This is a genomic window from Pseudooceanicola sp. LIPI14-2-Ac024, from assembly GCF_042188925.1.
Classification (GTDB): domain Bacteria; phylum Pseudomonadota; class Alphaproteobacteria; order Rhodobacterales; family Rhodobacteraceae; genus Pseudooceanicola.
In genome coordinates, this window is sequence record NZ_CP170102.1 from 3,053,777 (window position 1) to 3,077,680 (window position 23,904).

At 67.5% G+C, this 23,904-nt stretch carries 17 protein-coding genes, 1 tRNA gene, 3 pseudogenes and 2 riboswitches; of the genes and pseudogenes, 5 read left to right on the forward strand and 16 right to left on the reverse strand.

Features of this window, described 5'->3' with window-relative positions; translation table 11 throughout:
• Positions 1–5 precede the first annotated feature (5 nt).
• Positions 6–1,175, reverse strand: a complete 1,170-nt coding sequence (locus ACE2AC_RS15025) for an NAD(P)/FAD-dependent oxidoreductase (RefSeq protein ID WP_375688246.1) — start codon at positions 1,173–1,175, stop codon at positions 6–8.
• A 155-nt stretch (positions 1,176–1,330) separates the two neighbouring features.
• Positions 1,331–1,777, reverse strand: a complete 447-nt coding sequence (locus ACE2AC_RS15030) for a VOC family protein (RefSeq protein ID WP_375688247.1) — start codon at positions 1,775–1,777, stop codon at positions 1,331–1,333.
• A 90-nt stretch (positions 1,778–1,867) separates the two neighbouring features.
• Between ACE2AC_RS15030 and ACE2AC_RS15035 the strand changes: the two genes are divergently transcribed.
• Positions 1,868–2,536, forward strand: coding sequence for a winged helix-turn-helix transcriptional regulator (locus ACE2AC_RS15035; protein WP_375688248.1), 669 nt, complete (start codon positions 1,868–1,870; stop codon positions 2,534–2,536).
• 4 nt (positions 2,537–2,540) lie between these two features.
• On the opposite strand, the gene ACE2AC_RS15040 is transcribed toward ACE2AC_RS15035, so the two are convergent.
• The 13 genes and pseudogenes from ACE2AC_RS15040 to ACE2AC_RS15100 all read right to left on the reverse strand — a co-directional run bounded on the left by ACE2AC_RS15040 (position 2,541) and on the right by ACE2AC_RS15100 (position 16,703).
• Complete coding sequence (locus ACE2AC_RS15040; RefSeq protein WP_375688249.1) at positions 2,541–3,818, reverse strand: cytochrome P450; 1,278 nt, start codon at positions 3,816–3,818, stop codon at positions 2,541–2,543.
• 141 nt (positions 3,819–3,959) lie between these two features.
• Positions 3,960–4,841, reverse strand: a complete 882-nt coding sequence (locus tag ACE2AC_RS15045; protein ID WP_375688250.1) for an FAD-dependent oxidoreductase — start codon at positions 4,839–4,841, stop codon at positions 3,960–3,962.
• A gap of 4 nt (positions 4,842–4,845) precedes the next feature.
• Positions 4,846–5,286 carry an RrF2 family transcriptional regulator gene (locus ACE2AC_RS15050; protein ID WP_375688251.1) on the reverse strand — a complete coding sequence of 147 codons (441 nt, stop codon included), beginning with the start codon at positions 5,284–5,286 and terminating at the stop codon, positions 4,846–4,848.
• Positions 5,287–5,378: 92 nt separating this feature from the next.
• Positions 5,379–6,952 (reverse strand): annotated as a pseudogene (locus ACE2AC_RS15055) (MHYT domain-containing protein).
• A gap of 216 nt (positions 6,953–7,168) precedes the next feature.
• The gene (locus ACE2AC_RS15060) at positions 7,169–9,067 is read right to left on the reverse strand and encodes an acyl-CoA synthetase (RefSeq protein WP_375688252.1); all 1,899 of its coding nucleotides are present in this window, start codon (positions 9,065–9,067) and stop codon (positions 7,169–7,171) included.
• A 207-nt stretch (positions 9,068–9,274) separates the two neighbouring features.
• A tRNA-Gly gene (locus ACE2AC_RS15065) sits at positions 9,275–9,348 on the reverse strand.
• Positions 9,349–9,496: 148 nt separating this feature from the next.
• Positions 9,497–11,121 (reverse strand): annotated as a pseudogene (locus ACE2AC_RS15070) (dihydroxyacetone kinase subunit DhaK).
• 11 nt (positions 11,122–11,132) lie between these two features.
• Positions 11,133–12,127 (reverse strand): annotated as a pseudogene (locus tag ACE2AC_RS15075) (ABC transporter ATP-binding protein).
• The gene (locus tag ACE2AC_RS15080; protein ID WP_375688253.1) at positions 12,120–13,217 is read right to left on the reverse strand and encodes an ABC transporter ATP-binding protein; all 1,098 of its coding nucleotides are present in this window, start codon (positions 13,215–13,217) and stop codon (positions 12,120–12,122) included. Before ACE2AC_RS15080 ends, ACE2AC_RS15075 begins: the two are co-directional and overlap by 8 nt.
• Positions 13,218–13,219: 2 nt before the next feature.
• Positions 13,220–13,408 (reverse strand): hypothetical protein, encoded by a 189-nt coding sequence (locus ACE2AC_RS15085; RefSeq protein WP_375688254.1) that lies wholly within the window; start codon positions 13,406–13,408, stop codon positions 13,220–13,222.
• The gene (locus ACE2AC_RS15090; RefSeq protein ID WP_375688255.1) at positions 13,405–14,343 is read right to left on the reverse strand and encodes a carbohydrate ABC transporter permease; all 939 of its coding nucleotides are present in this window, start codon (positions 14,341–14,343) and stop codon (positions 13,405–13,407) included. The genes ACE2AC_RS15085 and ACE2AC_RS15090 overlap by 4 nt, the downstream gene beginning before the upstream one ends.
• Positions 14,340–15,287: a carbohydrate ABC transporter permease gene (locus ACE2AC_RS15095; protein WP_375688256.1), complete on the reverse strand. Its 948-nt coding sequence runs from the start codon at positions 15,285–15,287 to the stop codon at positions 14,340–14,342. Before ACE2AC_RS15095 ends, ACE2AC_RS15090 begins: the two co-directional genes overlap by 4 nt.
• A gap of 96 nt (positions 15,288–15,383) precedes the next feature.
• A complete protein-coding gene (locus tag ACE2AC_RS15100; protein WP_375688257.1) occupies positions 15,384–16,703 on the reverse strand; it encodes an ABC transporter substrate-binding protein in 1,320 nt (439 codons plus the stop codon).
• 244 nt (positions 16,704–16,947) lie between these two features.
• Here ACE2AC_RS15100 and ACE2AC_RS15105 point away from each other — a divergent pair, with 244 nt between their 5' ends.
• The 3 genes from ACE2AC_RS15105 (at position 16,948) to ACE2AC_RS15115 (ending at position 20,733) form a co-directional block, all read left to right on the forward strand.
• Positions 16,948–17,931: a substrate-binding domain-containing protein gene (locus ACE2AC_RS15105; RefSeq protein WP_375688258.1), complete on the forward strand. Its 984-nt coding sequence runs from the start codon at positions 16,948–16,950 to the stop codon at positions 17,929–17,931.
• 179 nt (positions 17,932–18,110) lie between these two features.
• Positions 18,111–18,309: riboswitch (cobalamin riboswitch) on the forward strand.
• Positions 18,310–18,425: 116 nt separating this feature from the next.
• Positions 18,426–19,652, forward strand: a complete 1,227-nt coding sequence (locus ACE2AC_RS15110; protein WP_375688259.1) for an aromatic ring-hydroxylating dioxygenase subunit alpha — start codon at positions 18,426–18,428, stop codon at positions 19,650–19,652.
• Between the two features lie 4 nt (positions 19,653–19,656).
• On the forward strand, positions 19,657–20,733 hold the full coding sequence (locus ACE2AC_RS15115; RefSeq protein WP_375688260.1) for a 2Fe-2S iron-sulfur cluster-binding protein: 1,077 nt from the start codon (positions 19,657–19,659) through the stop codon (positions 20,731–20,733).
• Between the two features lie 64 nt (positions 20,734–20,797).
• Here ACE2AC_RS15115 and ACE2AC_RS15120 read toward each other — a convergent pair whose 3' ends face one another.
• Positions 20,798–21,574, reverse strand: a complete 777-nt coding sequence (locus ACE2AC_RS15120) for a cobalamin-binding protein (RefSeq protein ID WP_375688261.1) — start codon at positions 21,572–21,574, stop codon at positions 20,798–20,800.
• Positions 21,575–21,689: 115 nt separating this feature from the next.
• A riboswitch (cobalamin riboswitch) is annotated at positions 21,690–21,890 on the forward strand.
• A gap of 126 nt (positions 21,891–22,016) precedes the next feature.
• Between ACE2AC_RS15120 and ACE2AC_RS15125 the strand changes: the two genes are divergently transcribed.
• Positions 22,017–23,897: a TonB-dependent receptor plug domain-containing protein gene (locus ACE2AC_RS15125; RefSeq protein ID WP_375688262.1), complete on the forward strand. Its 1,881-nt coding sequence runs from the start codon at positions 22,017–22,019 to the stop codon at positions 23,895–23,897.
• Positions 23,898–23,904 lie beyond the last annotated feature (7 nt).

Below are 23,904 nucleotides of genomic sequence, written 5' to 3' on the forward strand. Positions count from 1 at the left end.
TGCGGTCAACCGGCCCGCGCGGCGATGGCCTGCCCGGCCGCCACGCCCGAGGACCAGGCCCATTGGAAATTGTAGCCGCCAAGCCAGCCGGTGACATCCACCGCCTCGCCGATCGCGTAGAGGCCCGGGACGCCGCGCGCCTCCATCGTCTTGGACGACAGTTCGGCGGTGTCGATGCCGCCCGCCGTCACCTCGGCCTTGGCATAACCTTCCGTTCCGGTGGGGCGGAAGGTGAGGTTGGTCAGCGTGTCGGCGGCCGCGTCGAGCGTGGCGTCGGAGGCATTGCCCAGTTCGGTCGCGAGGCCGATCCGGGTGGCGAGGGCGTCGGCCAGCCGGTTCGGCAGATGCTCGGCCAGCGCGGCCTTGAGATGCGCGCGCGGCATCCGGCGGCGGGCGTCGCGCAGCAGCTCGGCGGCCCGGGGCAGGATATCGAGCGAAACCGCGTCGCCCGGATGCCAGTAGGACGAGACCTGCAGGATCGCGGGGCCCGACAGGCCCTTGTGGGTGAAAAGCACCGCCTCGTCGAAGCTGGCGCCATTCACGCGGGCGGTGGCGGGGGTGGCGATGCCGGTGACCTCCTTGAAGAGGTTGTCCTGCGCGCCGAGGGTGAAGGGCACCAGCGCGGGGCGGGGCGCAATGACGTTCAGACCGAACTGGCGGGCAATGTCGTAGGCCACGCCGCTGGCCCCCATCTTGGGGATCGAGGGCCCGCCGGTGGCGATCACCAGCTGCGGGGCCGAGTGGCCGGCGACATGGAAGCGCCCGTCGGCATGGGTGATCTCGCCCAGCCGGGCGGAGAGGCGGATGTCGACGCCGCCCTTCGCGCATTCGTCGAGCAGCATGCGCACGATCTGGCGGGCCGAGTCGTCGCAGAAGAGCTGGCCCAGCGTCTTTTCGTGCCAGGCGATGCCGTGTTTCTCGACCAGGGCCAGGAAATCCCACTGGGTGTAGCGGCTGAGCGCGGACTTGGCGAAATGCGGGTTGTCGGAGAGGAAGCACTGCGGTTCCACGCCGAGGTTGGTGAAGTTGCAGCGCCCGCCGCCCGAGATCAGGATTTTCTTGCCGGGCCGGTCGGCGTGGTCGAGCACGAGCACCTTCGCGCCTGCCTGTCCGGCCACCGCCGCCGCCATCAGGCCGGCGCCGCCGGCACCGAGGATGATCGCGTCATGGGTCATGGGCTGGAGCTCCGCCGTGGTTGCGGGCGGTTCCTAGCGGGTCGTGGGGGTTGCCGCAACGGGGTGCGCCGGGCGGACGACAAAGGGCCCGGGCATCGAGCCCGGGCCCTTCGTGGCCTCCGGCGGGAGTTTTCCCGGCAAGATGAAGGGACGGGTCAGGCGGTCTCGGCCTGCTGCCCCCAGTCGGCCATCGCCTTGTCGACGTCCATCCACATCATTTCGAACACGTGGCCGTCCGGGTCCGAGAAGCTGCGGCCGTACATGTAGTCGCCCATCTCGATCACCTTGTCGTTGTCGATGCCACCGGCGGTCACGGCCTTGTCCATGATCGTATCGACGGCGGCGGCGCTGTCGCGGCTGAGGCAGATCAGGTGCTGGGCGGTGGTCGCCGGGTCGGCGATCGGGCGCGGCGAGAAGGAGGCGAACTTCTCGTGCGTCAGGAGCATCAGCGTGATCGTGTCCGACACCACGACGCAGGCGGCGGTGTCGTCGCAGAACCGGTCGTCGAAGGTGAAGCCGAGGGCGGCGTAGAAGGCGCGCGACCGGGGCAGGTCGGTGACGGGAATATTGAGGAAAATCATCTGCTGGTAGGCGGTGGTCATGGGAATCTCCTTGAGTCGATGGTTGCAGGATTGCGTCGAAGGTTGTAAAAAACAAGTAAGAGTTTTTAATTTGCAACTGACAGGCGGGACATGGCCGGGAAACGCAGGTACGAGGATGGCTGCGCCTTTGCGCAATCGCTGGATATCGTGGGGGAACGATGGGCCCTGCTGGTGATCCGGGAGCTGATGTTCGGCCCCAAGCGGTTCACCGACCTCAAGGCCGACCTGCCGGGGATCGCGACCAACGTGCTGACCCAGCGGCTGGCGGACCTCGAGGATGCGGGCGTCGTCGTGCGGCGCGAGACGCCGCCGCCGCAGAAGGCGCGGCTCTACGCGCTGAGCGACTGGGGGCGGGACCTGGAGCCGGTGTTCGAGGTGCTGGGCCGATGGGCGGCGCGGTCGCCGCTGCTGACGATGGGCTGGCCGCTGTCGCCGAACGCGGCGATGCTGAGCCTCGGCTCGATGTTCCGGCCGGACCTCGCGGGGGGCGTCGAGGCGGTGCTGGGTCTGCACATGAACTGGACCGACTACACCGTGCGGGTCGCGGACGGGCGGATCACCGTCGATCCCGGCCGGCCCGCGGCGGCGGACGTGCGGATCGCGGGGGACCAGAACGTGTTCCTGGGGATTCTCTACGGCAAGATGCCGGTCGCCGCGGCGCGGCTGCAGGGGCTGCAGATCGATGGCGACGTGTCGGTGCTGGAGCGCTTTGCCGCCTGTTTCGAGATGCCGGAGCCCGCGCCGCGGACACCGGCCTGAGCGGTCAGTTCCGCGCCGGGATGCGGACCGGCAGGGTCTCGTAGCCCTTGACGAAGACCGAGTGGGTGCGCGTCGGCTCCTCGACCAGTTCGATCACCGGGAAGCGTTTCAGGATCTCTTCCCACAGGATCGTCAGCTGCAGCTCGGCCACGCGGTTGCCGAGGCAGCGGTGGATGCCGAAGCCGAACGACAGGTGCGCCTTCTTGATGTCGCGGCCGATCACGTAGTTGTCGGGGTCGTCGATCCGGGTCTCGTCGCGGTTGCCCGAGACATACCACATGATGACACGGTCGCCCTTGCGGATGGTCTGGCCGTGCATCTCGACATCCTCGAGCGCCACGCGCGCCATGTGGGCGAGCGGGGTCTGCCAGCGGATGGTTTCGGACACCATGGCCGGGATCAGCGAGGGGTCGGCGCGCAGGCGGTCGTACTGGTCGGGGTGCTTGTTCAGCGCGTAGACCGAGCCCGAGAGCGTGTTGCGGGTGGTGTCGTTGCCGCCGACGATCAGCAGGACGACGTTGCCGTGGTATTCGCTCTTCGGCATGTCGCGGGTGCCTTCGCCATGGGCGAGCATCGAGATCAGGTCGAAGCTGGGCGGCTTGGCCTTGCGTTCGGCCAGCAGCTCGTCGAAGGCGGTGAAACACTCCATCGTGGTGTAGAACTTCTGGTCCCAGTCGGTCACCGGGCCGAAGCCGGGGGTGTTGGTGATGATGTCGGACCAGTAGGTCAGCTTGCGCCGGTCCTCGAACGGGAAGTCGAAGAGCGTCGCCAGGGTCATGGCAGTGTATTCCTTGGACACCAGGTCGACCCAGTCGAAGGTTTCGCCCACCGGAAGCGTGTCGAGGAGGTTCGCGGCGCGTTCGCGCAACAGCACCTTCAGCTTGTCGAGGCTCGGCGGCGTGAAGGCCGGGGCGACCTGCTTGCGCTGCTGGTTGTGCTGCGGGTTGTCCATGGTGATGAAGCCCGCGCCGTCGGTTCCGCGCTGGATCGAATGGGCGCGGCTCTCGGGTGTCTGCAGCACGATCCCGCTCGCCGAGGAGAACCGGCGGTGATCGGTGTCGATCGCCATGATGTCCTCGTAGCGGGTGATCGACCAGTGCGGCTCATAGGCGCCGGTCTCGCACCAGTGCACCGGCGCTTCCTCGCGCAGGCGCTGGAACCAGGGCCACATCGTGTCGTCGGCAAAGCGGTCGGCCTGGGCGGCGGTGAACTGGTCGAGCGGCGTGCTGTAGGCGGCTTCGCGGCTTTCATCGAGCGCGTCGCGGCTGGCGGCGTCTTTCATTGCTGGCCTCCCTTCCTGCAATGCCCCGCGCGCGGGGGCTGCCGCCAGTGAAACCCGGAAGGTGCGTTGCCGCAAGGCAAAGCTTCGTGTGGGCGTTTGGACGTGGCGGCACTTCGCCCTGCCGCCACGTATGTGTCGGGCTCAGAACACCAGCGAGCGGTGGACCATCGCCCCGGCCATCGCCCCGTCCCCGACGGCGAGCGAGACGGAATGCGGCACCGAGGCCGCGTCGCCGCAGGCAAAGGCGCCGGGGACGGTGGTTTCCTTCATCCCGTCGCGGGCGATCTGGATGCCGAACGGCGTCTCCTCGGTCGCGCAGCCGAGGGTTTCGGCGAGGGGCGAGGCGGGGGTGCAGCGCGGCGCTGTGAAGAGGCCGGCGAAGGGCAGGGCGGTGCCGTCGGTCAATTCGACCGTGGCGTGGTCGCGGATGCGGGCGATGGCGCGGTCCTCGACCGTGGTGCCGCGCGCGGCAAGGTCGGCCCGGGCCGCTGCGTCGAGCGGCAGGACGTCGTTGGGAAAGAAGGTCGTCGGCCCCCATTCCGGCAGGAACTGCGCCTGGTGCAGCGACATGGGGCTGGCGGCGATGACGCCGATGGGGCCGCCGCCGAGCTCGTAGCCGTGACAGTAGGGGCAGTGAAAGACGCTCTGCCCCCAGCGGTCGGCCAGGCCCTCGACGGCGGGGAGGGTGTCACTGACCCCGACGGCGAAGAGGAGGCGGCGGCCCCGGCGCACGGCTCCGGTGGCGTCGGTGACGGTGAAGGCGTCCCTTTCGCCGGTGGCGCTTTCGGCGCGGGCGTCGATCCACGTCAGGGCCGGGTAGGCCGCAAGCTGGGCGCGGGCGGCGGCGGCGATGGCGGCGGGGTCGTTGCCGTCCTGGGTGAGGAAGCCGTTGCTGTGGCTGGCAAAGCGGTTGCGGCGCAGCCCCTCGTCGATCACCAGCACCTTGCGGCGCGCACGGAGAAGCTGCAGGGCGGCGGCCATTCCGGCGTAGCTGCCCCCGATGACGATCACGTCATGGGTCATTTTGTCAGTCCTTATGTCGTCGCATCCCGGCGCGGCGCGAGAAGTCGGCCGCCAGATCGGCGAGGGTCACGTGGGCGAAACGGTCCAGCAGCAGGGCCTCGGCCTCGGCGAAGGCGCCGTCGAGGGCGGCGTTGACCGACTGTTCGACCAGGCAATCCGGCGTCTCGTTCCGGTTGCCGATGGCGAAGATCGCCGGTTCGCCAAGCGCCTCGTGCAGCTGGCGGAGGGTGACCGTGTTCAGGTCGACCGCGATCCGCCAGCCCCCGGCATGGCCGGGGGTGGAGCTGACGAGGCCCTGGTTGCGCAGGAGACCCATGGTGCGGCGCACGACGACCGGGTTGGTCGACATGCACTGGGCCAGAACCTCGGAGGTCATCGGCCCGTCGTGTTCGGCCATGTGCAGCAGCGCATGAAGGACGGAGGAGAGGCGGCTGTCCCGTTTCATGTAACTTTTGATATTACGATTCGATGCGTGATGCAAGGTGCCCCGGCCTGGCCGCGGGACCGAGGGCTTCAAGCGGTGCCGGTCGGGGGGCGTCAGGCCGCGGTGGCCAGCCGGGGGGCGGGGCGGTCCGCGATGCTGTCGGGCAGGGTGACGGTGAAGGTCGTGCCGAGGCCCGGCGTGCTGTAGACGGAGATGTCGCCGCCATGCGCGATCGAGAGCTTCTTGCAGATCGCGAGGCCCAGGCCGGTCCCCCGCGCGAGCGGTGGTCGGCGGTCTCGATCTGCTGGAACGCCTGGAAGATGCGTTCGAGGTGTTCGGCCGCGATGCCGAGGCCGCGATCCTCGACCGCGAGCACGATGCCGTCGCCGTCACGCCAGGCGCGCAGCACGACTTCGGGCGAGTTGGCGAACTTCATCGCGTTGCCGACCAGGTTGATGACGATCTGCAGGCAGCGGGCGCGGTCGGCGGTGACGTGCAGGTCGTCGCAGGCCACGGTGACGGTGACGCCGTTCTCTTCGGCCATGGCGGTGAACTGTTGCCGCGCCTCGATCAGCATGTCGCGGAACGAGAAGGTGGACTTCGTCAGGGTCAGGTCGCTGAGTTCCATGCTGGTGTAGTCCAGGATGTCGTTGATCAGCGTCAGCAGGTGGCTTCCGGCGGTCTGGATGCGGCTGCCGTAGGTTTCGGCCTGGGTGCCGATCTCGTCGAAATCGGGGCCGGCGACGGGGGCGTCCGCATCCCGCCCGGACAGGTGCGACCGGCGCAGCGACGACAGCATGTCGGCATAGCCCAGCACGATGGTCAGCGGCGTCCGCAGTTCGTGGCTGAGGACGCTCATGAATTCCGACTTCGCCAGGCTCGCGGCCTCGGCGGCGTTCCGCGCCTCGATCAGCTCGGCGATGCTTTCGCGGCGCGACCGGCTTTCGATCACGTAGCTGAAGAACCCGCCGACGACGACCAGCGCGGCAGTCCCGGCGATGGCCAGGGCCAGAACGCGCAGCGCCTCGGGGTTGATGTAGTCGCCGGAGACGACCTGCGGCGCGACGTTGAAGGCGGTCATGCCGGTGAAGTGCAGGCTGACGATGGCCAGGGTGAGGACGCCCGCCATGGTTTCGCGGTTCCAGCGCCGGGGCTGGTGCGCAAAGTGCATCGCGGCGGCCGACAGCGTGACGGCGAGGAGGATCGAGGCGACCAGGTAGCCGCGGTCCCAGAAGATGAAGCCCTGCACCCGGTAGGCGATCATGCCCGCGTAGTGCATGGCCGAGATCGCGAGGCCCAGCACCGCGCCGCCGATGTAGGGCGCGTACCGGGTCCTGAGCGTGGCGGACATGACGATGCCGATCGAGCTGCCGAGGACCGCGATCACCATCGAGGTGAAGGTCAGCCCGAGGTCGAAGCTGACCGGGACATCTGGACGAAAGCCCAGCATGGCGACGAAATGCGTGCTCCAGATCGACACGCCCGCGGTGACGCCGGTCCACAGCAGCCAGGCCAGTGCCTGCCGCGGCGACCGGCCCTGCGCGTGGTGGTAGAGCCGGGAGGTCACCCAGCTGCCGAAGGCGCAGAGTACGGCCGCCAGCAGGACCAGTCCGAGGTCGTGATCGACGGTGATGCAGGAGAGGACAGAGAGCATGAACTGGTACTCGTAAATAAATTCGTTACGCATGCTTCTTTCGGCGAACCGGGGCGAAGTTTGGGCAAAATCGGGCAGCGGGTGTGAACCCCGCTAACCCCCGGTTGAAAACGGGCGTTTAATTGTGTCAGCCAACCATTTTGCATAATTTCGATGCATAGCGCCGGACCCTGCGGGTCCGGGCCGCCGGAACGGAAACGCCCGGCGCGGGGCCGGGCGTCTGGTCGATCCTGGGGGCTGTGGCGTGGCCTACTTGGCCCATTCCCACGGCCGGGTGAAGGTGCCCAGCAGGCTGTCGACCGCGGCCTCGTCCGCCTCGGGCGTGCGGGACAGCTGCGCGGTCAGGCCGCGTTTCTTGTCGTCGACCACCGCGACCACATGGGTCGGCACGCCGGCCTCGGCCAGGGCGGCATCGTAGACCCGGGTGATCGCCATCTTGCGCAGGTCGGGCTTGAAGACCTTGCCGACTGCGGTCTTGGGCAGCTCGGTCATGATCTCGACATGCTTGGGATGGGCGGCGCGTTCGTGGATGTGGCGCTTGGCGTGGGCGTCCAGTTCCTCGATCGTGACCTCGGCACCGGCCACCAGCTCGACATAGACGCAGGGCAGTTCGCCGGCCCGGGCATCGGGCTGGCCGATGGCGCCCGCGAAGGCCACGGCAGGATGCGAGAGCATCGCGTCCTCGATCTCGGCCGGGTCGATGTTGTGCCCGCCGCGGATGATCAGGTCTTTGGCGCGCCCGGTGATGAAGATGTAGCCGTCGCTGTCGATCCGGCCCAGGTCGCCGGTGCGCAGGTAGGACCGGTTCTCGGGCGGCAGGACGAAGTAGAGGTCGCGGTTCTTGGCGTCCTCGGTGTAGGTATTGCCGTCATAGACGCCCGGGTTCGCCACGCAGATCTCGCCGACCTCGTCGGTGCCGCATTCGCGCATCTCTTTCGACGTGTTGTCGAAGATCTTGACGTCCGTGTAAGGGAAGGCGACCCCGACCGAGCCGATCTTCTTCTCGCCGTCGACCGGGTTGCAGGACACCAGGCAGGTCGCCTCTGTCAGGCCGTAGCCTTCGATGATCTCGATCCCGGCGGCCTGTTCGAAGCGGTGGAAAAGCTCTTTCGGCAACGGGGCCGAGCCCGAGAAGGCGGTCTTGACCGTCGAGACGTCCGCATTCACCGGCCGCTGCATCAGGGCCGAGATCGCGGTCGGGACGGTGATGATGAAGGTGATCTTCCAGCGCTCGCAGAGCTTCCAGAAGTTGTCGAAGACGCCGTCGCCGCGGTAGCCGGCCGGGGTCGGGAACACGACATGCGCGCCCGAGGTCACTGCCGCCATCAGGATGACGTGGCAGGCAAAGACGTGGAACAGCGGCAGCGGGCACATCACGTTGTCGTCTTCGGTGAAGAGCAGCGTGTCGCTGATCCAGCCGTTGTAGATGATGCCGGAATAGCGGTGCTGCGCCACCTTGGGCATGCCGGTGGTGCCGCCGGTGTGGAAATAGGCCGCGACCCGGTCGCCCTGGCTGTCGGCAAAGGCCAGCGTGGTCGGCTGGCGCTTGACCTCGGCGGTGAAGTCCTTGACGTCGGCGTGGTGCTTGCCGGGGACCTTGGGCCGGATGAAGGGCACGATCCAGCTTTTCGGCGGGCTCAGGTAGCGGTTCAGGTCGACCGTCAGGATGGTCTTGACGTTGGGCGCGTGGCGCACCGCCTCGGCCGTCTTCTGCGCGATGTCGGTTTTGGGAAAGTTCTTGAGCGTGACGACGACCTTGGCGTTCGTCTCGCGCAGGATGGCGCCGATCTGTTCGGGCTCCAGCAGCGGGTTGATCGGGTTCACAATCCCCGCGATGGCGCCGCCGATGGTGGCAAGCACGGTCTCGGTGCAGTTTGGCAGGACCAGGGCCACGACGTCGCTTTCGCCGATGCCGAGCGAGCGTAGCAGGTTGGCGGTCTGCACCACCTTGTCCTTCAGCTGGCTCCAGGTGAGCGTCTCGGCCGGGGTGTCCGGCCCGGATTCCAGCTGGAAGCTCACCGCATTGTTCGACGGGTAGCGCCCGGCCGTCCTGTCGAGCAGGGCATAGAGCGTCCTGGGGACATCCCTGTCCGTCCAGGGCATCTCTTCCTGAAGTTTGAGTGCGTCCGCACGGCCCATGAATGTCATGACAATCCTCCCCTGGATCTCTTATCCCGCGCTGCGGAACATGACCAAAATGCTCGCCACGTCAGCGGGATGCAAGAATGACGCCGCGACGGGGCTCATACAGGCGGGATTGGTGGCGGGCGGGAGACACCGGGACAACGGGCGCGCGGGGTGGTGCTGAGGAATGTCCGCGAGGGGTGCGGCATGGCGCGAGAGCTGTCGGGAAGTTGGAGCGGGTAGCGGGAATCGAACCCGCACGACTAGCTTGGAAGGCTAGGGCGCTACCATTACACCATACCCGCTCGGCAGGGTGGAGGAGTATGTCATGGGGTCCTGCCGGTCAAGAGGGGGCGCGTCGGCAGGGGGCTGTCCGCCCGGTCCGCGGATGATCGCGGGGCGCTGCGGCCGCGGATGACGGCGCGGCCTTTGGGGCACCACATCCCCGCAGGCTCACGCCGAGAGGTGCTCGAACAGGCGCGCGACCGCTTCGGCGCCGGGATCGACCTGGCCGCGGAGCTGGTCGGGGTTGATGTAGGCGGCGCGGCCGGCCTTGGCGACCAGCATGTCCGCCGTTCGGTTGGCGCCCTCGCGGGCGGCACGGGCCGCGGCGCCGAGTTCTCCGTCCGCAAGCTCCTGCAGGGCCGGATGCAGGGCGTCCACCATCGTCCGGTCGCCAAGCTGCGCGCCGCCGACCTCCTGCATGCGCTCCAGCCCGATCCTGAGCGCCTCGCGCATCGGCATCCCGCTCGAGGCGGCATCGCCGGCGGCGGCAAAGAAGATCGCGAGCAGCACGCCGGAGGAGCCGCCCATCGTCTGGCTCAGTTCCTGTCCGATCGCGCGGTAGAGCTGCGTGTGATCGGCCAGGGGCAGGTCGTCCATCGCCTTGACCAGAGCACGGGCGGCGGTGGCGAGCGTGGTGCCGGTGTCGCCGTCGCCGGTGCGCGCGTCGAGGGCGTTCAGGTCGCGTTCGGCCGCGATGAGGATCTCGCAGCAGCGGGTCAGGAAATCGCGCGTCGCCGGGTGATCCGACGGCAGCGGCCGGATCGGGCGGAGCCCGTCGGGGAGGTCGCGGACATCGACCGGCACGATGGCGTTCACGCCGGGCCACGCCGGGATCGGGACCGGGGCTTGCAGCGCGGCGAGCTCGTGCGCGTCGGCCGGAAACACCGAGATCGAGAAGCCGTGCATGTCGAGTGAGGTCATCAGGGCGGCGGGCCCGATGACGTGGCCCAGATCCTGGCCGATGGCCGACTGCGCAAGGTCGTGGGCCAGCACCTGCATCTCCAGCACCGAGGCCGCGCCGAGGTTGTTCAGGAGGGCGACGTGCGTCCGCCCCGGCTCCATCGTCGCGGCGAGCTTCTCGGCCATCATGGCGACGGCGGTCCTGGCGTCGATGTAATCGACCTGTTCGACGCCCGCCTCGCCGTGGATGCCGAGGCCCAGTTCGGCCTTGCCTTCGGGGATCCGGTCCTCGCGCGGGGCGCCGGGGATGGAGCAGGTCGACAGCGAGGTGCCGATGGAGCGGATGCGGGCCACCGCCCGCTCGGCCGCGGCGGTGACGGCGGCGAGGTCTCCGCCCGCCTCGGCGGTGGCGCCTGCGATCTTGTGGACAAAGAGCGTCCCCGCGACGCCCCGCGCCTGCGGCAGGTCGGGCAGGGCGACGTCGTCGTCCACGATCACCATGTTGACGCTCAGGCCGAAGGCCCGCGCGCGTTCCGCGGCCAGGCCGAAATTCAGCCGGTCCCCGGTGTAGTTCTTGACGATCAGAAGGCATCCGGCGGGCCCGGTCACGGCCAGGATGCCGGCAAGGACCGCGTCGACCGAGGGCGAGGCGAAGATGTCGCCGCAGATCGCCGCGGTCAGCATGCCGGCGCCGAGGAAACCCGCGTGCGAGGGTTCGTGGCCGGACCCCCGCCCGAGACCAGCGCCACCTTGGAGCGGTCCCAGTCGGTGCGGATCACCGCGCGGATGTGGGGGTAGCCGTCGAGCCGTGCGAGGCGGCCGCCGGAACAGGCGATCAGCCCGTCCACGGCCTGGTTCACGATGTCTTCCTTGGCGTTGATGAACAGGCTCATCGTCGTCTCCATCACTGTGTGCGGGCGCCCTGGGCGTCGAAGTAATAGGGGTTCTCGGGGCGGATCTTGAGCGTCTGGCCGGCCCGCAGCTCGGTGTGCGCGTCGGTCACGGTCACGAGGTCCTGGTTCCGGAACCGCAGGTGCAACCGCGTCTGGTCGCCGAGGCGTTCGACCCGGGTGACGGTGCTTTCCGCCCCTTCGCCCTGGTGGATCTGCTCGGGGCGAAGGCCGATCCACTCGGCGCCCGCGGGCGCGGGGCCGAAGGTGTCGGCGGGCAGGATGTTGATCCGGGCAGGCCGAGCCGGCCGGCGGCGTGCAGGCTGACAGGGTTCTCGTAGACCTCGCGCGGGGTGCCGAACTGGACCAGGCGACCGTTCTCCAGGACGCCGACATGGGTGGCCATGGTCATCGCCTCGACCTGGTCGTGGGTCACGTAGAGGAATGTCGCGCGGGCCTCGGACTGGATCGCCTTGAGTTCCACGCGCAGGTCGGCGCGCAGCTTGGCGTCGAGCGAACTGAGCGGCTCGTCCATCAGGAAGACCTGCGGGTCGCGCACCAGCGCCCGGCCGATCGAGACGCGCTGCATCTCTCCGCCCGAGAGCGCGGTGGCGCGGTTGTCGAGCTTGTGGGAGATCTGGAGCATCTCGGCGACCCTGCCCGTGCGGCGGGCGATCTCGTCCGGCGGGGTGTTCAACAGCGGCGATTTCAGCGGGAAGGCCAGGTTCTCGCGGACCGTCATATGCGGGTAGAGGGAGTACTGCTGGAACACCATCGCGACGTTTCTCTGCGCCGGGGTCAGGTTGGTGACCGGGCGGCCGCCGATGGTGATGTCGCCCGCATCGGGCGCGTCGAGGCCCGAGATCAGGCGCAGCGTCGTGGTCTTGCCCGCGCCCGTGGGACCGAGAAGGACGACAAAGCTGCCGTCCGGAACGGTCATCGAGACATCGTCGAGCGCGGTGGTGGTGCCGAACCGCTTGGTGATGTTGTGCAGGGTGACCTCAGCCATGGCGCAGCACCTTCTCGTTGCCGGCCGAGCGCAGGGCGCGGGCGCTGGTCGCGTCGAAGAGCGTGATCTTGCGAGGATCGAAGCGGAGGCCGGTGGTGCTGCCTTCGGCAACCTTCTGGGCCGAAGGGATGCGCGCCTTCACCTCGCCATGGGCCGTTGCGAGGGTCACGATCTGGGTGGTGCCGAGGTATTCGACCGCCACCACCTTCGCCCGGTAGCCGGCCTCGGGGTCGAGGTGCACATGCTCGGGCCGGACGCCGAGGCCGAGCGGGCCGGACACACCCTCGCGCGTTTCGGGGACCTCGACCATGGTTCCGTTCAGGGCGATCTCCGAGACGCCCGGTGCGACCTGTCCGTCGAATTGCAGCACGTTCATCGGGGGCGAACCCAAGAACCCCGCGACAAAGCGGGTGGCCGGCCAGTCGTAAAGATCCTGCGGCACGCCGAACTGTTCCACCACGCCGTGGTTCATCACCACGATCTTGTCCCCCATCTGCATCGCTTCGAGCTGGTCGTGGGTGACATAGACCGTGGTCGCCCCCATCCGGTCGTGCAGGGCGCGGAGTTCCTCGGCCATGTGCTCGCGGAACTCGGCATCGAGTGCGCCGAGCGGTTCGTCCATGAAGAACGCCTTGGGCTCGCGCACGATGGCACGGCCGAGGGCGACGCGCTGCCGGTCGCCGCCCGAAAGGCCCCCGACGGGCTTATCGAGGATCGCGGTGATGTCGAGGAGGCGGGCGATCTCTTCGACCTTGGCGTTGGTGGCGGCGCGGGAGAGGCCCTGGCTGCGCAGGGGATAGCCGATGTTCCTGCGGACGTTCATGTGCGGGTAGAGCGCGAACATCTGGAACACGAAGGCGATGTCGCGATCCCTTGCCCTGAGGCCGCCAACTTCCTCTCCGTCGATGTAGATCTCGCCGCTCGTCGGCAGTTCCAGCCCCGCCATCATCCTGAGCGTGGTGGTCTTGCCGCAGCCCGAGGGGCCGAGCAGCATGAAGAACTCGCCATCCTCGATGGTGAAGCTCGAGGCCTTCACCGCGGTGAAGTCGCCGAAGTCCTTGCGCAGGTTCTCGATCCGGATCTGGGCCATGGCTACTCCGGGAAATGCGAGACGATGATGAACATCACCGTCCCGGTGAGGGTGACGAGGAACGACCAGGTGAAGAGCGCCATCACGTAGGGCTGCATCATCATCACCACGCCGAGGCCGATCAGGACGGTCGCGACCATTTCCCATGGACCGCGGCGAAGGCGGAGGAGGCCGGAGAGGAAGTTGCTCATTTTCGGACGGCTCCGAATGTGATGCCCCGCAGCAGGTGCTTGCGCAGGAGGATGGTGAAGACGACGACCGGCAGCAGGAAGATCGTGGCCCCGGCGGCGACGGCGGGCCAGTCCTGCCCGCCGACGCCGATGATCGTCGGGATGAAGGGCGGCGCGGTCTGGGCGGTTCCGCTCGTCAGCAGCACCGCGAAGGCATATTCGTTCCAGGCAAAGATCAGGCAGAAGATGGCGGTCGAGGCGATGCCCGTCGCGGCCTGCGGCAGCACCACCTTGGTGAAGGCCTGGAAGCGGGTGTAGCCGTCGATCAGCGCGGCCTCCTCGTATTCGCGCGGGATCTCGTCGATGAAGCCCTTGAGCAGCCAGACCGCGAGCGAGAGGTTCACGGCGGTGTAGAGCATGATCATGCCCGCATGGGTGTCGGAAAGGCCGAGTTTCCGGAACATCAGGAAGATCGGGATCGCGATGGCGATCGGCGGCATCATCCGGGTCGAGAGGATGAAGAACATCAGGTCGTCCTTCAGCGGCACCCGGAAGCGTGAGAAGGCGTAAGCCGCGAGCGTGCCGAGGAAGACCGACAGGAAGGTCGAGGCGAAGCCGATGATCATCGAGTTCATGAACCGCTCGCCAAAGCGCGAGGGGCCGACGATCACCATGTCGTACTTGCGCACCAGCTCCTCGGCCCAGCCTTGCGGCGGGTTGGCGGCCAGGTAGTCCGCCGTCTGCCGGGTCCGCGTGGTGAAGAGGTTCACGTAGCCCTCGAGCGTCGGATCGAACACCAGCTTGGGCGGATAGGCGATGGCATCGGCGGGCGACTTGAAGCCGGTGGCGATGATCCAGAGGAGCGGCAGCAGGGTGATGATCGCGTAGGTCGCGACGAGAACCCCGGCGATCCATTTCTGCGGGCGCGATGCGGCGGTGACGGAGAAATCGCTCATCGTTCCTTCACCTTGTTCAGTGCCTTCACGTAGATCGAGGCGAGGCCGAAGACCGTCACGAAGAGGATGATCGCGTAGGCCGAGGCATAGCCCGTCCGCCATTTCTCGAACGCCTCGCGCTTGAGGTTGATCGAGGTGAGTTCCGTGGTCGATCCCGGCCCGCCGCCGGTCAGCTGGACCACGAGGTCGAACATCTTGAAGTTCTCGATGCCCCGGAACAGCACCGCCAGCATCAGGAACGGCAGTACCATCGGGACCGTGATCGTCCAGAACTGCCGCCAGGGCGAGGCGCGGTCACATTCCGCCGCCTCGTAGATCGACGTCGGGATCGACCGCAGCCCGGCGAGGCAGATCAGCATGACGAAGGGTGTCCACATCCAGGTATCGACGATGATGATGGCCCAGGGCGCGAGGTTCACCTGCCCGATCATCGAGAAGCTCGACGGGTCGGCCCCGGACAGGAACCCCACCACGTAATTGAAGAGCCCGATCTGCGGCTGGTAGAGGAAGGTCCAGAAGTTCCCCACCACGGCCGGCGACAGCATCATCGGCAGCACGATCACCGTGGTCCAGAAGTTGTCGCCCCGGAACTTGCGGTTGATGAGCCAGGCCAGCGTGAAGCCGATCAGCACCTGCAGGACCAGCGTCCAGATCAGGAAATGCGCGGTCGCCTGCATCGTCAGCCAGATATCCTCGTCGGTGAGGATGCGGCGGTAGTTCTGCAGGCCGACCCATTCGACCTCGGCATTGGGGCGGTTCACGCGGAAGTTGGTGAAGCTCAGACGGATCGTCCAGATCAGCGGGAAGATGTTCACCGCCAGCAACAGGAAGATCGACGGGGCCACGAAGATCCAGGCGATGGCCCGGTCCGAGAGTCCCCGGACCCGTCTGGCCACACCGGGTGGCGTGGCGGCCGCCGCGCGCTCGATCGCACTATTCGACATGGTGCCTCGTCGGGGTTTCATTGTGATGGGCGCGGAGCGACCGGGAGCAGGCCGCTCCGCGCATCTTGGGTCCGGCGCATCTGGTGCGCCGGGTCCTCAGATCTTGCCGTCGTCCTGGAAGATCTCGGTCCAGTCGTCGACAAGGGCATCGAGCGCCTCCTGCGCGGTGCCGTTGCCGGCGATCACGTAGTCATGCACCCGGTCCTGCATCGCCAGCAGCAGCGAGGCATAGGACGGCTCGGCCCAGAAGTCCTTCACGATCGCCATGCTGTCGAGGAAGGTCTGGGCATATGGCTGGCTGGTGGCGAAACCCGGGTCCTCGACCACGGCCTTGAGCGCCGAGTAGCCGCCGAGTTCCCACCATTTCGCCTGGATCTCGGGCTGGGCGAACCACTTGATGTATTCCAGCGCCGCGTCCTGGCTGTCGGAATAGGACACGACCGAGATGCCCTGCCCGCCGAGCTGGGCGAAATGCCCGCCCGGGCCCTCGGGGTTCGGGAAATAGCCGGACTTGCCGCCGCCGACGTTGGGATCGGCCTCGACCCCCGGCCAGATGAAGGCAAAGTTCATCTGCAGCGCCACCTGCCCGGATTTGTAGGCGTCGATGTTCTCGGACATGTACCAGTCCGACGATCCCGGCGGCACGCAGCAGTCGTAGAGCGCCTTGTAGAACTCCAGCCCCTCGACCGCGCCCGGCGAATTGACAAAGCCGTCCAGCTCGTAGGGCTTGTCGGGATTGTCGTAGAGGAAGCCGTAGTTGTAGAGCGCGTTGGTCACGCCCATGGTGATGCCCTCGGATCCGCGCTCGGTATATATCGCGGCGCCGTAGACCGTCTTGCCGTCGATGTCGCGGCCCTGGAAGAACTCGGCGATGTCCTTGAGCTCGGCCAGCGTTGCGGGCACGTCCAGGTCGCGGCCGTACTTCTCCTTGAACTCGGCCTGCAGCTCGGGCCGCTCGAACCAGTCCTTGCGGTAGGTCCAGCCGACCACGTCGCCGAATGCCGGAAGCGCCCAGTAGTTCGGGCTGTTCTTCGGCCATTCGGCATAGCCCACCACGGTGGCGGGGATGAAGTCGTCCATCGTGATGCCCTCGGCTTCGAAGAAGTCGTTGAGCTTGATGTAATGGCCCGACTCCGCGGATTCCCCGATCCACTGGCTGTCACCGATCATCAGGTCGCAGAGCTGCCCGCCCGAGTTGAGCTCGTTCAGCATCCGGTCTGCGAAGTTGGGCCAGGGCACGAATTCGAAGGACATCTTGTGGCCGGACTGGGCCTCGAAATCCTTCGACAGTTCGACCAGGGCATTGGCCGGGTCCCAGGCGGCCCAGCAGAGTGTGAGGTCGTCGGCGGCGGCGGTCTGGCCGACCGCGATCAGGGCGCCGGCAGCCGCAGGCAATAATCCTATGCGCGTCTTCATGTGAACTCCTCCCATGTGCGGTCGCGGCCTCCCTGCAGCGACTCGCTGGTACGGATGACGCTACGTGAGGCACGTGCCTCATGGCAATTGATTTCTGAGGCACGTACCTCATTTGGCATTGCAATCCCGAACGAAAACCGGGAGAAAAGGGGGCCGACCTGCGCCTCGGCGGAGTGGTCAAGTAGAGAAAATGCGTCCTACAACCAAAGACTTAGCGAAAGCTGCCGGTGTCAGCCTGGCGACGGTGGACCGGGTCCTGAACGGCCGCCCGGGGGTGCGCAAGGAAACCGTCAAGGCGGTGAACGAGGCGATTGCCGTCCTTGGATTCGAACGCAACCTCTCGGCCGCGAACCTGGCGCGCAGCCGCCGCTACAGGATCGATTTCCTGCTGCCCATGGCGGGCGACGAGTTCCTCGAAAGCATCGTCGGACGGATCGAGGAGGCCCGCGCCGCCTTTGCAGCGGACCATGTCGATGTCCGGTTCCGCCGGGTGCTCAGCGACGATCCGCACCAGATCGCGGAGCTGCTCGGCTCGGTCGGACCGAAGGACGCGGACGGGGTCGCGATCATGGCGCCCGAGGCGCCGCAGGTCCGCGACGCGACGCTGCGGCTGATCGAACGCGGCGTGAAGGTGGTGCAGTTCGTCGCCGGGCAACCCGGCGCGCCGCAGTTCGATTTCGTCGGCGTGGACAACAACGCGGCCGGCGCGGTGGCCGGGCGGCTGATCGGCAAGTTCTGTTCGGGCCACCCTGGGCGCGTCCTGGTGATCGCCGACACGATGACCGCCCGCGACAACGTCGAGCGGCGGCAGGGGTTCGATGCGGTGCTGGCCAGGGACTACCCGATGCTCGAGGCGCTGCCGTCGCTGGAGACCCACGGCGATCCCGAACGGACGCGCCGGATCCTCGGCAATTCCTTTGCCAGCTACGACGACATCACCGGCATCTACGTGCTGAGTTCCGAGACGCGGATCGCGCTCGAGGCGATGGAGGCGAACGGCCACCTCGCAGGGCGCCAGGTGATCGCGCACGAACGGACGGCCTTCAACGAGAAGATGCTGAGGACGGGCGGGCTGGACGCGGTGATCGCGCAGAATCCCGGCCACCTCGTGCGCAGCACCATCCGCGTTCTCAGGGCGCGCTGCGACGGGCGGGAACCGCTCGCCTCGCAGGAGGAAATCCGGATCGAGATCCTGATCCGCGAGAACCTTGGCCACCGGATGCCGTGATCGACTTGGAAGGTGCGTGCGCGGCAGCGTGGTGGTCGCTTGAGGTCGGAGAGGTGACAGGCGCCTTGGTCCGACGGCTGGCGCGGCGGCGCGTGCCCGGCGAATGATCGAAATTCGCCATGGTGTCTCTTTCAGACGGGCCGTGGTCGCAAATCGCTTATCGATCCGATGCCTGCGCCCGTATCTAGAGGGGGCAAGGTGCGGGCTTCGGCCCGAGAATTGGGAAGCCGGTGAGACGCCGGCACTGCCCCCGCAACGGTAAATCCGTCAAGGGACGCGACACACGCCACTGGGCAGGAGGAGTCCGGGAAGGCGTTGCGCCCCGGCCCGCAAGGGCACGGACAAGTCCGGAAACCAGCCTTGTGCAGACGTCGAACCGCGGGTGGCGGGCATGGCGCAGCATTGGCGCGCGGCTCCTCCATGGCCTGCGGCCTTGTCTGTGCGCATTCGCCTCCCCGCCCAGCCAGACCGCGCGTGCGGCAGGAGGCCAGGAAATGACCCAACAGATCAGCGAGCTGCTCGCACGGCGTCGGCCGGGCCATGCCCTGGAACAGCCGTTCTACACCGACCCCGAGGTGTTCCGGACGGATATGGAGACCATCTTTCACCGCGACTGGCTGTTCGCGATCCCTGCCTGCGAGCTTGAGAAGACAGGCAGCTACGTGACCCACCAGGTCGGCGCCTACGGCATCATCCTGGTGCGCGGGGCCGATGGCGTGATCCGCGCCTTCCACAATTCCTGCCGCCACCGCGGATCGGTGATCTGCAACAAGGCCAAGGGCGTGTCGCCCAAGCTGGTCTGCCCCTACCACCAGTGGACCTACGAACTGGACGGCCGCCTGCTCTGGGCGCGCGAGATGGGATCGGATTTCGACGCCTCGAAGCACGGGCTGAAGCCGATCCACTGCCGCGAACTGGCCGGGCTGATCTACATCTGCCTGGCCGACGAGGCGCCCGATTTCGAAGCCTTCGCCGCTCTGGCTCGCCCCTACCTCGAGGTGCACGACCTGACGAACGCCAAGGTCGCGCATTCGACCTCGATCGTCGAGAACGGCAACTGGAAGCTGGTCTGGGAAAACAACCGCGAATGCTATCACTGCGGCGGCAACCACCCCGGTCTCTGCCGGTCCTTCACCGACGATCCCGTCGTCACCGGGATCGAGGAGGGCGAGACCCCGCCGCACCTGCAGGCGCATTTCGACCGGCTCGAGGCGCAGGGCTATCCGTCGGTCTTCCGCGTCTCGGGCGACTACCAGTACCGCCTCGCGCGGATGCCGCTGCTGCCGGGCGCCAAGAGCTTTACCATGGACCTGCAGCCGGCGGTCACCAAGTGGCTGGGCCGGGTCAAGGACGACACCGCCGGCACGCTGCTCAAGTACCACTACCCCACGACCTGGAACCACTTCTTGCCGGATCATTCCATCGTCTTCCGGGTCACGCCGCTGACGCCGACCACGACCGAAGTCACCACCAAGTGGCTGGTGAACAAGGACGCGGTCGAGGGCGTGGATTACGACCTGAAGCGGCTGACCGAGGTCTGGATCGACACCAACGACGAGGACCGGCAGGTGGTCGAGGACAACCAGCGCGGCATCAACTCGCCCGCCTACGAGCCCGGGCCCTATTCGCCGATCCATGAGACCGGCGTGATGGCCTTCATCGAATGGTACTGCGCGACGCTGTCGAACCGGCTCGAGCCGGTGCGGATGGCGGCGGAGTGAGCCGATGAACGACCTCGGCCCCTTTGCGGCGCAATCGGTCTGGGACGGCTCTGAGATGCTGGAATGCGTCTCGGTCATCCCCGAGACGCCCAACGTCGCCACCTTCACCTTCCGCGCGCCGTCGGACGCGCTGTTCCACTACCAGCCGGGGCAGTTCCTGACGCTCGAGATCCCGGCGCCCGGCGGCACGGTCTACCGGACCTACACGATCTCGTCCTCGCCGTCGCGGCCGCGCTCGATCTCGATCACCGCAAAGGCGCAGGCGGACAGCATCGGCACGCGCTGGATGCTCGACAACCTTGCGCCCGGCGTGCGGCTCAAGGCGGTGGGGCCTGCGGGCCTCTTCTCGCACATGGTGCATCCGGCCAAGAAGTACCTCTTTGTCTCGGCCGGGTCGGGCATCACCCCGATGATGGCGATGACGACCTTCATGTTCGACCTCGGGACCGAGCCGGACGTGGTCTTCATCAACTGTGCCCGCCGCCCGTCCGAGATCATCTTTCGCGAGCGGCTGGAGCACATGGCGTCGCGCGTGCCCGGGATCGACCTCAAGTGGGTGGTCGAGGCACCGGACCGCTTCGCGCCCTGGACCGGCTACCAGGGCCAGCTCAACCAGCTGATGCTGGGCCTGATGGCGCCCGACTACCTGGAACGCGAGGTGTTCTGCTGCGGGCCGGAACCCTTCATGCTGGCGGTGCGAGAGGCGCTGCAGGGCATGGGCTTCGACATGGAGCGCTACCACCAGGAAAGCTTCCAGGCTCCGGCTGAAAAGGCCGAGGACCTGCCCGAGATCGACGACACGGTGCCCGAGGCCGGCGAAAAGGCCGAGGTCACGTTTGCCCGGTCCGGCGTCACAGCAACCTGCGCCGAGACCGACACGGTGCTGGCGGTGGCGCGCAGCTCGGGGCTCAACATCCCCTCGGGCTGCACCTTCGGGCTCTGCGGCACCTGCAAGATCCGCAAGACCAGCGGAGAGGTGCACATGGTCCACAACGGCGGGATCTCGGACGACGACATCGCCGAGGGTTACATCCTGGCCTGCTGTTCGCACCCGATCGGCGCGGTCGAGGTCGAGGTCTGATCGAGAGGGGATGGCGACCGGGGCGGCCTCGGGGCGGCGCGGCAACCGCACCCGCCCGCTTGCCCTAGGCCAACGCGGCGAGGATCGCGTCGAGCCCGTCGGTCAGGGCCGCGGGGCCGGGCTGCAGGATGATGGGTGACTTGATTTCGGTGATGCGGCCATCGCGCACTGCGGGGAGCTCATGCCAGCCGGGGCGGGCGGCGATCTTTTCGGGCCGGACCTTCTTGCCGCACCACGACGCGAGGATGATGTCGGGCCGCGCGGCGATCACCTGTTCGGAGGTGACGATCCGGTCTTTCGCGCCCTGTTGCAGCGCGAGGTCGGGGAACGCCTCCTGCCCGCCGGCGATCGTGACCAGTTCCGACACCCAGCGGATGCCCGAGATCATCGGCGCGTCCCATTCCTCGAAATAGACCACGGGCCGGGTCCTTCCCTCGGCGCGCAGCGCGACCTCGGTCAGCCTTGCCTCGAAGCCTGCGGCCAGCCGCTCCGCCGCCTCTGCGCGTCCGGTCAACGCGCCCAGCATGCGGATCATGGCGAGGATCCCCGCGATGTCGCGCTGGTTGGTGCCGATGACGCTAACCCCCTCGCGCAACAGGGCCGCCGCGATGTCGGCCTGCAGGTCTGAGAAGGTGAGCACGAGGTCCGGGTCGAGCGCCATGATCTTGGGAATGTCGGCCGAGGTGAAGGCCGAAACGCGCGGCTTCTCCTGCCGGACGCGTTTCGGTCGAACCGCGTAGCCAGAGACACCGACGATGCGGTGCTCTTGCCCGAGGAGGTAGAGCGTCTCGACCGTCTCTTCGGTCAGGCAGACGATGCGTTCGGGCGGGAAGCGGCGCATGGGACCTCCGGGGCTGACGGCCCCGGTCTATCGGCCGCGGCGCGTGGGGGCCAGTGTCCGGCGCAGAGAGGCGGGGCGCGATCTCGATTCGCCTTGAGCCTGCCTCGGTGTGCGCATAGTCTGCCGCTGCTTCGGTCCGGGCGTTTGCCCGGTGAATAGGGAACGCGGTGACGGCTTCGGCCCAGTCCGCGACTGCCCCCGCAACTGTAGGCGGAGAGCGAAGCCGGACCATGTCACTGTCCCCGACGGGGATGGGAAGACCCGGCCAAGCATCGACCCGCGAGTCAGGAGACCTGCCGAGGCCGATCACCCAGTCCGCATGCGGGGCGCGTGCGAGGCAACGGACCTTTCCGTCGCGGTGGCAACTTTGGCCGGCGGCGGGACCTCCTTCCACCGGCAGCACAACAGCCATGCGCCCGCGGGTCGCAGGGAAGGGGACAGAATGAAGAGACACCTACTGGCCGTCAGCACGGCCCTATCGACCATCGCCAACGCAGCGGCAGCGCAGGAGAGCTTCACGCTCGACCCGATCATCGTGTCGGGCGGCCTGACGCCGATCCTGGCCGAACGCTACGGCCGCTCGGTCAGCGTGATCACCGCGCGGGACATCGAGGAACGTGGACTCGTCACCGTGCAGCAGGCGCTGCGCGCGGTGCCGGGCATCGCGGTCAACGGCGCGGGCGCCAGCTACACCCAGGTTCGCATCCGCGGCGGCGAGGGCAGCCACACGCTGATCCTGATCGACGGCGTCGAGGCCGCGGGCGGCGACGGGGAATACATCCTCACTGGGCTCGAAACTGCCAACATCGAGCGGATCGAGGTGCTGCGTGGGCCGCAGTCGGTCTACTACGGCTCCAACGCCTCGGCCGGGGTGATCAACATCATCACCAAGAAGGGTGAAGAGGGTTTCCGCTATGGCGGCAGCGTCGAATACGGCGCCGGCTGGGCCGTGGCGGGCAACCTGTCCTACCGCGATGCACGCGGCGGCATCTCTCTGGGCCTGGCCCGGCGCGATGACGAGGGCTGGGACTACTCCGGCTCGGACGGCGAGAAGGATGGCATCGACCGCTGGACCCTGCAGCTGGCCGGCGATTACGAGGTCGCGGATGGCCTGACGCTCGGCTTCACCTTCCGTCGCTCGGAAGAGACCTACGAGTTCGACAGCACCAGCTACGTGGCCACCACCGCGGACGAGTACGTCGTCGACGATCCGCTGCCCTACAGCGACCGCGACGAACAGACGGCGCAGGTCTGGGCGGAGTACGAAACGCCCGACGGCCGGATCGTGAGCCGCCTGAGCTTCGAGCGCACCGACCTCGACCAGAGTTACGACGGCGGCGCGCCGACCGAGACCGACAGCCAGGCTGTCAAGCTGCGGATGACATACGGGATCGACGGGCCGGTCGACCAGGGCAACCACAGCATCACCGCGATGGTCGAGCGTGAAGAGGACAGCTCCTCCTCCAGCCCCGACTACACCCGCGACACCGTCTCCTTCGCGGCCGAGTACCGCGCGACGCTGATGGACGCGCTCGATCTGCAGCTTGGCGTTCGCTACGACGACAACTCGGTCTTCGAGGATGCGGTCACCTGGAACGCCGCCGCCTCCTACAGCTTCGACAACGGCATCCGACTGCATGCCTCGGCGGGCACCGGGGTGGTGAACCCCAGCTACTTCGAGCTTTTCGCCGACGTGACCTATGGCACGCCGCCATATGCCACGACCTACACCGGCAACCCCGACCTCAAGCCCGAGCGCAACCGCTCCTTCGACATCGGGCTGGAGTTTCCGGTCATGCAGGGCCGCGGCACGGTCGACGTGACCTACTTCAACGAAACCTTGGTGGACGAGATCACCTCGGTCCTCGTGGCTCCGGGCGAGTACTCGTACATCAACCAGGACGGTGACAGCGACCGTCAGGGGGTCGAGGTCGAAGGCCGGTTCGAGGCCACCGACGACCTGACATTGCGCCTCAGCTACACCTACCTCGACGCCACCAACCCGGATGGCTCGGTCGAGGTGCGCCGCCCCCGGCACGAGCTGCGTCTTGGCGCGAGCCTGAACGCCCTGGCCGACCGCGCCACCTTCAGCGCCGACGCGCGGTACGTCGCGGGGACCTTCGACAGCCAGTATTTCGGCAGCTACGCCACCGCCGAACTGCCGGACTACTGGGTCGTGGACGTCGCCGCAGGCTACCAGGTCAGCGATGCGCTGCGGGTGACCGCGCGGGTCGAAAACCTCTTCGACGAGGAGTACTACGACGTCTGGGGCTATGCCTCGCGTGGGCGGACGGCCTATATCGGCGTCAGTTCGCAGTGGTGATCCGCAC